The 14822-nt window shown below is 69.8% G+C and carries 7 protein-coding genes and 1 pseudogene; all 8 read left to right on the plus strand.

All coding sequences use genetic code 11. The features are described 5' to 3' along the window. Positions 1-155: 155 nt before the first annotated feature. The 8 genes and pseudogenes from ACJ9NR_RS39235 to ACJ9NR_RS39270 all read left to right on the plus strand — a co-directional run bounded on the left by ACJ9NR_RS39235 (position 156) and on the right by ACJ9NR_RS39270 (position 14820). Positions 156-2606 carry an RICIN domain-containing protein gene (locus ACJ9NR_RS39235; RefSeq protein WP_412494423.1) on the plus strand — a complete coding sequence of 817 codons (2451 nt, stop codon included), beginning with the start codon at positions 156-158 and terminating at the stop codon, positions 2604-2606. 60 nt (positions 2607-2666) lie between these two features. After that, positions 2667-3815, plus strand: a complete 1149-nt coding sequence (locus ACJ9NR_RS39240; protein WP_412494422.1) for a ricin-type beta-trefoil lectin domain protein — start codon at positions 2667-2669, stop codon at positions 3813-3815. Between the two features lie 67 nt (positions 3816-3882). Further along, a pseudogene (locus ACJ9NR_RS39245) lies at positions 3883-5343 on the plus strand (glycoside hydrolase family 10 protein); the annotation flags it as partial. Between the two features lie 405 nt (positions 5344-5748). Continuing rightward, positions 5749-7176, plus strand: coding sequence for an arabinofuranosidase catalytic domain-containing protein (locus tag ACJ9NR_RS39250; RefSeq protein ID WP_412494421.1), 1428 nt, complete (start codon positions 5749-5751; stop codon positions 7174-7176). Positions 7177-7219: 43 nt separating this feature from the next. Beyond that, the gene (locus ACJ9NR_RS39255; RefSeq protein ID WP_412494420.1) at positions 7220-8848 is read left to right on the plus strand and encodes a glycoside hydrolase family 27 protein; all 1629 of its coding nucleotides are present in this window, start codon (positions 7220-7222) and stop codon (positions 8846-8848) included. 136 nt (positions 8849-8984) lie between these two features. Further along, a complete protein-coding gene (locus tag ACJ9NR_RS39260; RefSeq protein ID WP_412494579.1) occupies positions 8985-10454 on the plus strand; it encodes an arabinofuranosidase catalytic domain-containing protein in 1470 nt (489 codons plus the stop codon). A 76-nt stretch (positions 10455-10530) separates the two neighbouring features. After that, complete coding sequence (locus tag ACJ9NR_RS39265; protein ID WP_412494419.1) at positions 10531-12363, plus strand: RICIN domain-containing protein; 1833 nt, start codon at positions 10531-10533, stop codon at positions 12361-12363. 48 nt (positions 12364-12411) lie between these two features. After that, positions 12412-14820 (plus strand): ricin-type beta-trefoil lectin domain protein, encoded by a 2409-nt coding sequence (locus ACJ9NR_RS39270; protein ID WP_412494418.1) that lies wholly within the window; start codon positions 12412-12414, stop codon positions 14818-14820. Positions 14821-14822: the final 2 nt, after the last annotated feature.

Below are 14822 nucleotides of genomic sequence, written 5' to 3' on the forward strand. Positions count from 1 at the left end.
TCCGGTCCGCGGCCGGCCCTCCGCCGGCCGTGGACTCTCACCACAGATGCGGACACCGGGCCCCGGTGGGTGCGTCATGCAGGTGATTCGCACGGCGAACAAGCGCCGCAACGCCTCGCGGCACAGGACGACACGCGCCATCACCGGAGGAGACCATGTCCAGAGCCAGAGCGCATCGCGGCCTGTGGGCCGTCCCCGCAGCTGTGCTCGCCCTGCTGGTCGGCAGCCCGGCGACCGGCGGGGTCGCGTACGCGGAACCGGCACAGGGCCAGGCGGGCGTCGCCGACCTGTTCGTGGCGGCGGACGCGGCACCCGGCGGGAACGGCAGCGCCGGGCAGCCGTTCGCCACCATCGACCAGGCGCGGCAGCCCGCGCACCGGCTGTCGGCCGATTCGGACGTCGTGGTCCACCTGGCCGGCGGCACCTACCGGTTGTCCGAGCCGCTGAGCTTCGGCTCCGGCGACGGAGGCCAGAACGGCCACACCATCACCTACCAGGGCGCGTCCGGTCAGCAGCCGGTCGTGACCGGTGCCCAGCAGATCACCGGTTGGCAGGTGCATGACCAGACGAAGAACATCTGGTCGGCCCATGCCGGCACCGGCGTGAACACGCGCCAGCTCTACGTCAACGGCAAGGAGGCACCGCGGGCGGCGATCCAGGTGTCCCGCTCCGCCTTCAGCTTCACCCGGTCCGGTCTGACCGTCACCGACTCCTCCCTCGACTACCTGGCCGGTCTCTCGGACCAGAGCCACATGGAAGTCGAGAGCGTCAACTCCTTCACCGACCGCTACGCGCCGGTCCAGTCGATCAGCGGCAGGACCATCACGATGCGGCAGCCCGCGTGGAACAACAACTCCTGGGGCTACGACACCATCAACGCGCCCTTCGCCGGCGGGACGATGTACCTGGAGAACAACTACGCGTTCCTTCAGCAGGCCGGCCAGTGGTATCTCGACGCGTCGGCGGGCGACCTCTACTACCGGGCCCGGCCGGGACAGAACCCGAACAGCCTCGACGTCGAACTGCCCAGGATGCAGAACCTGCTGGGCGTCAGCGGCAGTTACGGCTCACCGGTGGCGGGTCTGGGCTTCACCGGGATCCGGTTCACGGGAAGCTCCTGGCTCGGCCCGAGCGGACCCGACGGATACGCGGACCAGCAGAGCGGCGCGCACATCACCGGTGACTACCCGATGCCCGCCAACTGGCTGAGCACCTGCAAGTCGGGCTGCAAGCAGTTCGAGGCCACCCGTAACCACTGGGCGCAGATGCCCGCGGCCGTCCAGGTCTCCGCCGCCACCGGCATCACGTTCTCCGGCGACACGTTCTCCGAACTCGGGCAGGCCGGCCTGGGCGTGGGCAACGACGGCGTGGCCACGGCCTCCGGCACCGGGCTCGGCGCCACCGGCATCACCGTCACCGGCAACACCTTCACCGACATCGCCGGCAGCGGCATCCAGGTCGGCGGGATCCAGCCGGACGCGCACCACCCCGGCAACCCGCAGATGACCAACCAGAACATCACCGTCAGCGACAACAGGGTCAGCGGGGTGGGCACCGACTACAAGGAGACCGCCGCCATCCTGTCCACCTACGTCACCAACGCGACGATCACCCACAACCAGTGCGACCACCTGCCCTACGACGGCATAGACATCGGCTGGGGCTGGGGCGTCAACGATCCCGGCGGCAGCCAGGACTACGTCAACCGGGGCACGTACGCCTACCAGCCCGTCTACAGCACTCCCACGACGCTGAAGAACAACACCGTCTCCCACAACCTGATCTACGACACCAAGAACGCGATGTTCGACGGGGGCAGCATCTACAACCTGTCCGCGAGCCCCGGGTCGGTGATCAGTGAGAACTACGTGTACGACAACAACCACACCACCGCGCTGTACCTCGATGAGGGCTCCCGCTATCTGACGGTGTCGAACAACGTGGTGCAGGACGCCGGCAACTGGGCGCTGACCAACGCCAACGCGAACAACCACACCGACGACAGCACCTTCTCCGGCAACTGGTACAACGGCGGCAACACATACGTGGCCACGGGCCCTCCGCACAACAACGTCCTCACCGGCAACGTCCAGGTCGGCGGCACCAACTGGCCGCAGGGTGCACGGCAGGTCATCCAGCAGGCGGGGGTCCGGTCCTCCGGCGGCGGAGGCGGATTCCCCGCCGGTCACCACCAGTTGGCGATCGCCAGCGACAGCCTGTGTCTGGACGTGCACGGCAACTCCGGCAGCGCGGGCGCCGCGATCGACCAGTGGACCTGCAACGGCCAGGGCAACCAGCAGTTCCGGTTCGTGCCGGCCGCCGGGAGTTACGGCCAGTTGCAGGCGCAGAGCTCCGGACTGGTGGTCGCGGTGTCGGGTGGTTCGACGGCCGCCGGCACGCCCGACATCGTGCAGCAGGCCCCGGACCGAGCGGCCGGCGCCCTGTGGCTGCCGGTGCGGCAGTCGGACGGCTCGTACTCCTTCCAGAACCGGAACAGCGGCCTGTGCCTGGACGTCTACGGCGGCAGGAGCAGCCCCGGCCAGCAGCTGGACCAATGGCCCTGCAAGAACACAGCCGGCAGCAACCAGGACTTCACTCCCCGCTGACCGACCGATTCGTGTGCTCGTTCACCCCCACCCACTGTCCCGCACCAGTGAGGAACGCTCATGAGGAAGTGCCCCGTAACCCTGGCTGCCGCGTCGATGGCCGCGCTCGCCGTCGGCGTCGCATCGCCCGCGGCGTCCGCCACCGCCACCGCGGCGCCGCCCTCCGCCGAGCGTGCCGCCGCGGCGCCCGCCTCCCTGCGGCTGATGCCGTTGGGGGACTCGATCACCTGGGGCGTCGGCAGCGCGTCCGGGAACAGCTACCGCGGTTTCCTGTGGAACCAGCTGTCGGCCGAGGGGCACACCCTGGACTTCGTCGGCTCGGGCCGCAACGGCACCATGTCCGACCCGGACAACGAAGGTCACTCCGGGTGGCGGATCGACCAGATCGCCGGCATCGCCGACTCCGTACTGGCCCGTTACCGCCCGAACGTGGTCACCCTGGAGATCGGTACCAATGACCTGAACGGCAACTACCAGGTTCCGACCGCCCCCGACCGCCTCCGCGCGCTCCTCGACCAGATCACCCGCGACGCCCCCGACGCGACCGTCCTCGTCGGCACCGTGATCGTCTCCACCAGCGGCACCGAGGAGGCCGGACGTCCCGCGTTCAACGCCAAGCTCCCCGGCATCGTCCAGGCCGAGCAGGCCCTCGGCAGGCACGTACGGCTCGTGGACATGAGTGCTCTGACCGGCGCGGATCTCTCCGACGCCCTGCACCCCAACGACAACGGCTTCCGCAAGATGGCGGACGCCTTCAACGCCGGGGTCCAGGCCGCCGACGCGGCCGGCTGGCTCAAGCCGCCGGCATCGGCCGGCGGTGAGGTGCGCTCCGGAGTCGCGGGGAAGTGCCTCGACGTCAGCGGTGGCAGCAGCGCCAACGGGACCGCCGCGGACATCGCGACGTGCAACGGCTCCGTCGCACAGCAGTGGTCCGCGCCCTCCGACGGCAGCCTGCGGGCGCTCGGCAAGTGCCTCGACGCGACGGGCCGCGGTACCGCCAACGGCACGAAGATCGAGGTCTGGGACTGCAACGGCGGCAGCAACCAGCAGTGGCAGGCGTACAACGGGGGCTACCGCAATCCCGCCTCCGGCCGCTGCCTCGACGACCCCGGCTCGTCCACCACCGACGGGACGCAACTGGTCCTGTGGGACTGCAACGGCGGTCCGAACCAGCGGTGGACCGCGCTGCCGGTCGCCTCGGCCCAGTGACCCCGCCCGGCCGGTGCACCGGCTCCTGGCCGGTGCCCCATCCCCCACACAAGGAGACTGATCCTTCATGTCCTGGCTCAACGAAGAGCCCCGTCTGCGCAAGGTCCTGGTCCTGGCCGCCGGGCTGACAGCCGGTACGGCACTGGCTCTCGCCGGCCCGGCCGGCCCCGTCGCGCACGCCGCTTCCGGCACATTGGGCGCGGCAGCGGCCGAGAGCGGCCGTTATTTCGGTACGGCGGTGGCTGCCGGAAAGCTCGGTGACTCCACGTACTCCAGGATCCTCGACCGGGAATTCAACATGATCACCCCGGAGAACGAGATGAAGTGGGACACCACCGAGCGCTCCCGCGGCTCGTTCAACTTCGGGCCCGCCGACCAGATCGTCGGCCACGCCACCGCCCACGGACAGCGGATGCGCGGTCACACCCTGGTCTGGCACTCCCAACTGCCCGGCTGGGTCAGCTCCATCACCGACGCCAACACCCTGCGCAGCGTGATGGACAACCACATCACCACCGAGATGAACCACTTCAAGGGCAAGATCTACGCCTGGGACGTGGTCAACGAGGCATTCGCCGACGGCGGCAGCGGCCGGCACCGCAGCTCCGTCTTCCAGAACGTGCTCGGCAACGGCTTCATCGAAGAGGCCTTCCGCACCGCACGCGCCGCCGACCCCGCCGCCAAGCTCTGCTACAACGACTACAACATCGAGAACTGGTCCGACGCCAAGACCCAGGGCGTCTACACCATGGTCCGCGACTTCAAGTCCCGTGGCGTCCCCATCGACTGCGTCGGCTTCCAGTCCCACTTCGGCACCGGCGGCCCCCCGGCGAGCTTCCAGACCACCCTGTCCACCTTCGCCGCCCTCGGCGTCGACGTGCAGATCACCGAACTCGACATCGCGCAGGCACCCGCCACCGCCTACGCGAACACCGTCAAAGCCTGCATGAACGTCGCCCGCTGCACCGGCATCACCGTCTGGGGCATCCGCGACAGCGACTCCTGGCGGAGTGGGGACAACCCCCTCTTGTTCGACGGCGGAGGCAACAAGAAGCCCGCCTACGACTCCGCCCTGAGCGCGCTGGGCGGCAGTGGGGGAAGCCCGGGCGGCATCGTCTCGGGCACGGTGTACTCCTTGACCGACGTCGCCGCGGGCCGGGTGCTGGACGTGCCGGGCGGGCAGACGGCGAACGGCACCTCCCTACAGGTCTGGGACGGCCACGGCGGTGCGAACCAGCAGTGGAGGGCGAGCCGGAACGGCGATGGTTCGTACACGCTGACGAATGTCGCGAGCGGACGGGTTCTGGACGAGCCGGGTGGCCAGACGGGCAACGGCACGCGGATGGAGATCTGGGACTCCAACGGCGGCGCGAACCAGCACTGGCAGGCGAGCCGGAACGGCGACGGTTCGTACACCCTGACCAATGTCGCTTCCGGCAGGGCGCTGGAGGTTCCCGGCGGGCAGGCCGCCAACGGCAGCCCCGTCCAGATCTGGGACTCCAACGGCGGCGCCAATCAGCACTGGAACCTCGGGTGAGGTGATCGGGGTCCGGTAGGGACCCCGCAGCGAACACCCGCGCCCGGTACGGCGGCCGTCGCCGGGCGCGGGCTCCGGCATGCCCCCAAACGGTCTGACCAGGCATTAGACATGGGATGTATCAGGAGGTGGCTCGCTGAGAGGCCGCTATTGACAGAGCGTTGGGCCTGTGGGATCACTATGCGACATGGGATGTATGAGTGTTCCCTGTGAGTGCTCTCGGGCACGCTGGCAGGAGCGCTCGACACCCCTTCCGACCCCCCCCGGACAGGCACGGCACTCTCCGTCCCCACCCCCCCGCATATGCGAGGACACAGAATGCAGCCTTCATCCGCTCCGCCTTGTCGCCCCACCGCTCGTGCGTCGCGCTTACCGGCGGCCGCCGCCGTGTGCGTGATGGGACTGCTGGCCATGCTGCTGGCGGCCGGGCCGACATGGTCCGCGCCGGCGACCGCGGCGCCCCTGACGAGTTCGGCGTCGGGCCGGTGCCTGGACGTCAAGGGAAACGTCGACACGTCCGGCACCACGTTGGACATCTGGGACTGCAACGGCCAGGCCAACCAGGCGTTCGAAGCGACCTCGGCGGGTGAGCTGAGGACGATGAACGGCACCCGTTGCGTGGACGCCTACGACAGCCGGACGGCCCCCGGAGCCCCCGCGGTCATCCGCCCGTGCGACGGGCGGGCCACCCAGGTGTGGCGACACAACTCCGACGGGTCCTTCACCGATACCCCGTCCGGCTTCTGCCTGGACGTCAGCGGGGCGGGCACGGCCAACGGCACCGCGGTCATCCTGTGGACCTGCAACGGCCAGAGCAACCAGAAGTGGACCACGTCGACGGCCCCGCCCCCGCCCGATGGGTCAAGGCCGTGCGACATCTACGCCGCGGGCGGTACCCCGTGCGTCGCCGCGCACAGCACGGTGCGCGCCCTCTACGGTTCGTACGACGGCTCCCTGTACCAGGTCAGGCGCGCCTCGGACAACGCCACCCGCGACATCGGCGTACTGGCACCCGGCGGCTTCGCCGACGCCGCGGCCCAGGACAGCTTCTGCGCGGGCACCAGTTGTGTGATCACGGTCGTCCGCGACCAGTCCGGACACGGCAACGATCTGTGGTACCAGGGCTCGGCCCAGGTCCCGGGCTCGAGTCAGAGCAGCCCCGCGAAGGCGACCTCCGAGTCGCTGACCGCCGGCGGCACCAAGGCGTACTCGCTGTACATCAACCCGGGCAACAGCTACTGGCGCGACGGCCACCTGACGGGCGTGCCGACCGGTGCGGCACCCGAAGGGGCGTACATGGTGACCAGCGGCACCCACGTCAACGGCGGCTGCTGCTTCGACTACGGCAACAGCGAGACGACGAGGAAGGCCGACGCCGCCGGGGCGATGGACGCGATCAACTTCGGTACCGAGTGCTGGTTCGGCGGCTGTTCGGGAAGCGGTCCCTGGGTGCAGGCCGACCTCGAATGGGGGCTGTATTCCGGCGGCAGCCAGTCCTGGAACCCCAACCAGCGGGCGTTCGCCAACAGGTTCGTCACCGCGATGCTGAAGAACAACGGCACCTCGAGGTTGGCCCTCAAGGGCGGCAGCGCCCAGTCGGGGGGCCTGACCACCCTCTGGGACGGCGCGCTGCCCGGCGGATACAGCCCCATGAAGAAGCAAGGGGCCATCGTGCTGGGCAGCGGCGGCGACTGCTGCAAGCCCGGCGGCGGCGCCAACCTGAGCGCCGGCACCTTCTACGAGGGAGCCATCGTCGCAGGCTATCCCTCCGACGCGACCGACAACGCGGTGCAGGCCGACATCACGGCCGCCGGCTATCGCTGAACGGCCGCCCCTTTCCCCGACCCGCTCCAGGAGCCGATGACCTATGCCCACGACCACCTCACTGCCCCCACGGCCGTCTCTGCGCAGAACCCTGGCACTCACCCTCTCGGCGGTGCTGCTCGCCGTGGCCGCACCCCTGTTCGCCCTCGGCGCGGCACAGCCCGCCGCCGCGCTCGGCAACGGACTCGCGCCGACCCCGCAGATGGGCTTCAACGACTGGAACGCGTACGGCTGCAACGTCTCCGAGTCGCTGATCAAGTCCACCGCCCGGGCGATGCACACCAACGGCATGCAGGCGGCGGGCTATTCGTACGTCAACATCGACGACTGCTGGATGACCCGCAACCGTGACTCCGGCGGCCACCTGGTGCCCGATCCGGCGAAGTTCCCCGACGGCATCAAGGGCACCGCCGACTACGTGCACTCGCTGGGCCTGAAGCTGGGGATCTACGAGGACGCGGGCACCGCCACCTGTGCGGGATACCCGGGCAGCCTCGGCCACGAGCGCACGGACGCGCAGTCGTTCGCGTCGTGGGGCGTCGACTACCTGAAGTACGACAACTGCAACAACACCGGCGTGCCGGCACGCACCCGGTACACCGCGATGCGGGACGCCCTGGCGGCCACCGGCCGGCCGATCCTGTTCAGCCTGTGCAACTGGGGCCAGGAGAACGTCTGGACCTGGGGCGCGGACGTGGGCAACAGCTGGCGCACCACGGGGGACATCAGCCCGAGCTTCTCCAGCATGCTGTCGATCTTCCACAGCAACGTCGGACTGGCCTCCTACGCCGGACCCGGCCACTGGAACGACCCGGACATGCTGGAGGTCGGCAACGGTTCGATGACGGGCACCGAGAACCGCAGCGAGTTCAGTCTCTGGGCGGAGATGGCCGCGCCGCTCATCGCCGGCACCAACATCCCCCAGGCCAGCGCCGCCACCCTCTCCACGCTGACCAACTCCCGGGTGATCGCGGTCGACCAGGACGCCCTCGGCAAGCAGGGCACGATGGTGTCCTCCGCCGGCGGCCTGGACGTGCTGGCGAAGCCGCTCGCGAACGGGGACGTGTCGGTCGCGTTGTTCAACGAGACGGGCTCCACGGCGACCATCACCACCACCGCGGCCGCGATCGGGAAGACCGGGGCGCCCTCCTACACCCTCACCGACCTGTGGTCGGGCGCATCCTCCGGCACCTCCGGCACCATCAGTGCCTCGGTGCCGGCGCACGGCACGGTGATGTACCGGGTCGCGGGCGGCACCAGCGGCGGTTCCACCGGCGTGACCGGCCCGCTGCACGCCGTCGGGTCGGGCAAGTGCCTGGACGTACCCAACTCGGCAACGACCGCCGGCACCCAGGTGGAGATCTGGAGCTGCAACGGCGGCGCCAACCAGACCTGGACCCGCACCGCGGCCGGCCAGCTCACCGTCTACTCCGGCAGCTCCCAGACCTGCCTGGACGCCTACGACAACCAGACCACCCCGGGGACGAAGGTGGAGATCTGGCCGTGCAACGGCCAGCGGAACCAGCAGTGGACGCTGAACTCCGACGGCACGATCACCGGCGTCCAGTCCGGTCTGTGCCTGGACGTCACCGGCGGGGCCACGGCTGACGGAACCCTCGCCGAGCTGTGGACCTGCAACGGCAGCAGCGGTCAGCAGTGGACGCTGGGCTGACTCCCCCCGCCCCTCGGCACCGGCGGCCTCGCTGCCGCCGTACGGCTGCACCGCAACAGAGGAGGACTCCTTGCCCGGATCACCAACCGACCGCCGGCGAAGGCGATTCCCGGCCGCGTTCCTGATCGCCCTGGCGATGGCCCTGGCCGTACTGGGCACACCCGCGTTCGCCACGTCCCCGTGGACCGGCGCGAGCACCACCGCTCACGAGGCTGCCCCCGCGCCCGCGGCCGACGCGTCGCTGCCGTGCGACATCTACGCCTCCGGCGGAACGCCGTGCGTGACGGCGCACTCCACGACCAGGGCTCTCTTCGCGGCGTACAACGGGCCGCTGTACCAGATCCAGCGGGCCTCCGACCACGCCCACCGGGACATCGGCGTGCTCGCCGCGGGCGGCTACGCCGACGCCGCGTCCCAGGTCTCGTTCTGCGCGGGCACGTCGTGCACGATCACGAAGATCTACGACCAGACCACCCGCCACAACGACCTGCCGATCTCCTGGGGCGGCTACTGGAAGGGCCCCGGCCCCAACGGAGCGGACGTGGGAGCGGACGCCATGGCCCTGCCGGTGACCGCGGCCGGACACCAGGTCTTCGGCGTCAAGGTCACCCCAGGCGTCGGCTACCGCATCGATCACGCGAGCGGCGTCGCCACCGGCTCCCAGCCCGAAGGCATCTACATGGTGACCTCGTCGAACTACACCAACCAGTGGTGCTGCTTCGACTACGGCAGCGGCGAGAACTCCCACACCGACACCGGCAACGCCACCATGAACGCCATCTACTGGGGCAACGCCTGCTGGTTCAAGAACTGCACCGGCAGCGGCCCATGGGTCGAGGCCGACCTGGAGAACGGCATGTTCCACACCAACACCGGCTCCAACAAGGACCCGAACAACCAGGGCGTGCACCACCCGTTCGTCAGTGCGTGGCTGAAGAACAACGGCACCACCAACTTCACCCTCAAGTACGGCAACGGCGCGGGCGGGGGCCTGACCACCACCTTCTCCGGTCCGCTGCCCAACGGCTACTCCCCGATGAAGGTCGACAGCTCCGTCCTGCTCGGCACCGGCGGCGACAACAGTCCTTCGGGACAAGGCGAGTTCTTCGAAGGCGCGATGACGGCGGGCTATCCCTCCGACGCCACCGAGAACGCCGTCCAGGCCAGTATCACCGCCGCCGGCTACGGGACCTCGGGCGGCGGAGGCGGCACCACCGGTGCACTGCACGCCGTGGGCGCGGGCAAGTGCCTGGAGGTGCCGGGCTCCGCCACGACGCCGGGCACGCAGACGCAGATCCGGGACTGCTCGGGTGCGGCCAACCAGACCTGGTCGCAGAGCTCCACCGGTGAGCTGACCGTCTCCCTCGGAGGAAGCCGCCTGTGCCTGGACGCCTCCGGGCAGGGCACCAGCCCCGGCACGAAGGTCATCACCTGGACCTGCAACGGCCAGAGCAACCAGCAATGGACGCTCAACGCCGACGGCAGCGTCACCGGCACCCAGTCCGGGCTGTGCCTGGACGTGTCGGGCGCCGCCACCGCCAACGGAACCCCGGTGCAGCTGTGGACCTGCAACGGCCAGTCCAACCAGAAATGGACGCTGAGCTGACCCGTTGAGCCACCGCGCCCGGATCCGGGCGCGGTGGCGTCCCGCCGCCGCCCCGACTCAGGAGGATCGGATGAGGATGAGGATGAGAGCGAGACCCGGCGTTGCGGCGCTGGTGAGCGGCTTCGTGCTGGCGCTCGTGCTGGCGCTGCTGACGACGGCCCCGAGCCGGGCCGCCTCGGGACCGTCGCTGAGCGTCGACCTGGCCTCGACCCGGGGTCCGTCGACCGGCGTGGGGGAAGGGTTCCTCTACGGCGTCAGCCAGGACGGCGCTCAGCCCGCCGACCAGTTCCTCCAGCCGCTGGGCATCAACGCGTTCCGCGGCGGCGGGTGGTTCTCCGGCGGCTGGATCAAGGACGGCTACCAGTACGGGCCGGCGACCCGGGCCGACCTCGACTCGATCACCGCGCAGGCCCGGCGGCTCACCCGGCCGCCCTACCACGCGCAGTACCAGGTGCTGGTCAGCGACATCTACGGCGCCAACGGCGGCCAGCCGTCGAACACCAGGTACCCGTGCGACAACGGCGACTGCTCCAACTGGATCAGCTTCATCGACTCCACGGTGGGAGCCCTGCAGGCTTCGGGGCTCACGTTCTCCTACGACATCTGGAACGAGCCGGACATCTCCGTGTTCTGGACCCGGGGTGTCAACAGTGCCCAGTACTTCCAGATGTGGGACACCGCCTACCGGGAGATCCGGCGCATCGCCCCGGGGGCGCAGATCGTGGGGCCCTCCCTCGCCTTCACCCCGCAGCGCAGCCCCGGGGAGTGGCATACCTGGCTCGCGCACGTGAAGGCGGCCGGGACCGTGCCCGACATGATCACCAACCACAACGAGGGCGACGTGGACGACCCCGTCACCGTCGCCCAGAGCCTGCGCAACTCCCTCAGCGCGGCAGGCATCGGCCCGCTGCCGCTGTCCTCGAACGAGTACCAGCCCGCCGACCGGCAGACGGCCGGCGTGACGGCCTGGTACCTGGCCCGGTTCGCGCAGTCCGGGTACACCAACGCGATGCGCGGCAACTGGGTGTGCTGCGTCACCCCGAACCTGACGGGGGTGCTCACCCGGAGCGGGGGCACCTGGCAGCCGACCGGCAACTGGTGGGCGCTTCGGGACTACGCCGACATGACGGGAACCCTCGTCGACACCTCCGGGCAGGTCGGCTCCACGGCCATCGCCGCCTCCGAGGACGCCGCCGGCAAACGCGTGGTGGCGCTCGTCGGCGATTCCAACGGGTCCACCGGCGCCGCCTCCGTGACCTTCGACGGGCTGTCCTCCGTGCCCTGGCTGACGAACGCGGGCAGCGTCCACGTCACCGTGCACCGCATCCCGGACCAGGCACCGCTGGGTGCGCCGCAGACCGTGTACGACCAGAACGTGAGCGCCTCGGGCGGCTCGCTCACCGTGCCGTTCACTTTCCAGGGCACCCACGACGCGTTCGCCGTCTACCTCACCCCGGCCTCCTCCGGCGGCACGGACTTCCCGGACGGCTACCACCAGCTCGTCGTCGCCGGCGACGACCTGTGCCTGGACGTGTACGGCAACTCCACCGCCGCGGGCGCCGTGGTCGACCAGTGGACCTGCAACGGGCAGGGCAACCAGCAGTTCCAGTTCGTACCGGCCTCGGGCGGCTACGGCGAACTGCGCGCCCAGCACTCCGGCCAGGACGTGGCGGTCGCCGGCGGTTCCACGGCGGCGGGCACCCCGGACATCGTCCAGCAGGCGCCCGGCACGGCCGCCAACGCCCTGTGGCTGCCCGTGCGCCAGTCCGACGGCTCGTACGCCTTCCAGAACCGCAACAGCGGCCTGTGCCTGGACGTCTACCGCGCCGCCGGCACCGCCGGACAGCAACTGGACCAGTGGCAGTGCAAGAACGCGCCGGGCACCAACCAGGACTTCCTCGCCCGCTGATACCGCACCCGACGCGGACCCCACCGACCTGCGAAAGGAACCCCCACCGTGTCAGCATTCAGACGGCTGCTGCGGCGCATGCGCGCCTCGACGGCCGTGCTCACGGGCCTCCTCCTGGCCATCGGCGGCCTTGTCGGCACCGTCGCGGCCCCGGCCCACGCCGCCACCTCGATCACCATCAACGGCGCGTCCGGGGGACGGACCTTCGACGGCGTCGGCGCGATCAGCGGGGGAGGCGGCAACAGCAGACTCCTCATCGACTATCCCGAGCCCCAGCGCGGCCAGATCCTCGACTACCTCTTCAAGCCCGGCTACGGAGCCTCCCTGCAGATCCTCAAGGCCGAGATCGGCGGGGACACCAACTCCACCTCCGGCGCCGAGCCGAGCCACCAGCACACCCGCTCCGACCTGAACTGCGACCGGGGCTACGAATGGTGGCTCATGGAGCAGGCCAAGGCCCGCAACCCGGACATCAAGCTCTACGGGCTCGCCTGGGGCGCTCCGGGATGGATCGGCGGCGGGAACTTCTGGTCCACCGACATGATCAACTACCTGGTCTCATGGCTGGGCTGCGCCAAACAGCACGGGCTCACCATCGACTACCTCGGCGGATGGAACGAGCGAGGCTACAACGTCTCCTGGTACGAGCAACTGCGCAGCGCGCTCAACTCCAACGGCTACGGCAAAGTCAAGATCGTCGCGGCCGACTCGGACTGGTCCGTGGCGGGCGACGTCAACTCCGACCCGGCGTTCGGCGCCGCGGTGAGCGTCATCGGCACGCACTACCCGTGCGGTTACCGCTCCTCCCAGTCCAGCTGCTCCGTGCCGTCCGCCGCCACCTCGTCCGGCAAGCCCCTGTGGGCCAGCGAGAACGGCTCGGACGACTACAACGGGGGAGCAGCCGCCATGGCCCGCGGCATCAACCGCGGATACATCGACGGCCGGATGACCGCGTATCTCAACTGGCCGGTGGTCGCGGCGATCACACCGAACCTGCCGTACCCCACCATGGGTCTCGCCCTGGCCTCACAGCCGTGGTCCGGCCACTACGCGATCGGCAAGAACACCTGGGTCATGGCGCACACCAGCCAGTTCACCGCCCCGGGCTGGCACTACCTCGACTCCTCCAGCGGCTACATCGGCGGCAACCGGACCAACGGGAGCTACGTCTCGCTGAAGTCCCCCGACAACTCCGACTACTCCACCGTCATCGAGACGATGGACGCCGGCAGCGCCCAGACGCTGAACTTCCGCGTCACCGGAGGGCTGTCCACCGGAACCGTCCATGTCTGGTCGACCGACGTCGACTCCGGCAACGCGGCCGACTACTTCGTGCACTCCGCGGACATCACCCCGTCCGGCGGCGGCTTCAGCCTGACCCTGCAACCCCATCGCGTCTACACCCTGACCACCACGAACGGGCAGGGCAAGGGCACCGCCACCGGCCCCGCCCAGGGTGCCATGAGCCTGCCGTACAGCGACACCTTCGACGGTTACGCCACCGGCACCGAGGCCAAGTACCTCATGGACTGGCAGGGCGCCTTCGAGGTGACGGCGTGCGGCGGCGGTCGCGCCGGCAAGTGCGTGCGCCAGATGAGTCCGCAGAAACCGATCACCTGGGACGCCCTGTCGGATCCGCACGCCTTGCTCGGCGACGTGGGCTGGAGCAACTACACCGTCTCCTCCGACGTACTGCTCGAACAGCCGGGATACGCCGAGCTGATCGGCCGCGCGAACGGCCAGGACTACAGCAGCACCGGCGGGCTGAACGCCTACCACCTGCGGGTGAGTGACACCGGGGCCTGGTCGATCCTGAACTCCGGCACCAACGGCAACGTCTCGACTCTGGCCCGCGGCACGACCACGGCGCTGGGCACCAACCGATGGCACACCCTCGCGCTCACCTTCTCCGGCACCACCATCAGCGCCGTCATCGACGGATCCACGGTCGGCTCCGCCAACGACCGCACCTGGGCCGGCGGACAGGTCGGCTACGCGACCGGCCAGGGCGAGACGGCGCAGTTCGACAACCTGTCGCTCACTCCCGGCAGCGGCGGGAGCGGCGGCGGTACGACCGGCGCGATCGTCGGGGTCGGCTCAGGCCGGTGCGTGGACGTCCCGAACCAGTCGCAGACCAACGGCACCCAGGTGGAGCTGTGGGACTGCAACGGCGGCGGCAACCAGCAGTGGACGAGCACACCGGCCGGTGAACTGCGGGTCTACGGCAACGCCTGCCTGGATGCGGCGGGCAGTGGCACCAGTCCCGGTACCAAGGTGGACATCTACGGCTGCACCGGCGGCAGCAACCAGAAGTGGACGCTCAACGCCGACGGCACGATCACCGGCGCCCAGTCCGGTCTGTGCCTGGACGCCACCGGTGCGGGAACGGCCAACGGCACCCTGCTGGAGCTGTGGACGTGCAACGGCGGCAGCAATCAGAAGTGGACCCGTGAGTGACC

Source organism: Streptomyces sediminimaris (assembly GCF_047049295.1).
Lineage (GTDB): Bacteria > Actinomycetota > Actinomycetes > Streptomycetales > Streptomycetaceae > Streptomyces > Streptomyces sediminimaris.

Excerpts from the sequence above, each read along its gene's own strand:
- ACJ9NR_RS39235 (WP_412494423.1), top strand. The coding sequence starts at position 156 with ATGTCCAGAGCCAGAGCGCATCGCGGCCTGTGGGCCGTCCCCGCAGCT.
- ACJ9NR_RS39240 (WP_412494422.1), top strand. The coding sequence starts at position 2,667 with ATGAGGAAGTGCCCCGTAACCCTGGCTGCCGCGTCGATGGCCGCGCTC.
- ACJ9NR_RS39250 (WP_412494421.1), top strand. The coding sequence starts at position 5,749 with ATGGGACTGCTGGCCATGCTGCTGGCGGCCGGGCCGACATGGTCCGCG.
- ACJ9NR_RS39255 (WP_412494420.1), top strand. The coding sequence starts at position 7,220 with ATGCCCACGACCACCTCACTGCCCCCACGGCCGTCTCTGCGCAGAACC.
- ACJ9NR_RS39260 (WP_412494579.1), top strand. The coding sequence starts at position 8,985 with ATGGCCCTGGCCGTACTGGGCACACCCGCGTTCGCCACGTCCCCGTGG.
- ACJ9NR_RS39265 (WP_412494419.1), top strand. The coding sequence starts at position 10,531 with ATGAGGATGAGAGCGAGACCCGGCGTTGCGGCGCTGGTGAGCGGCTTC.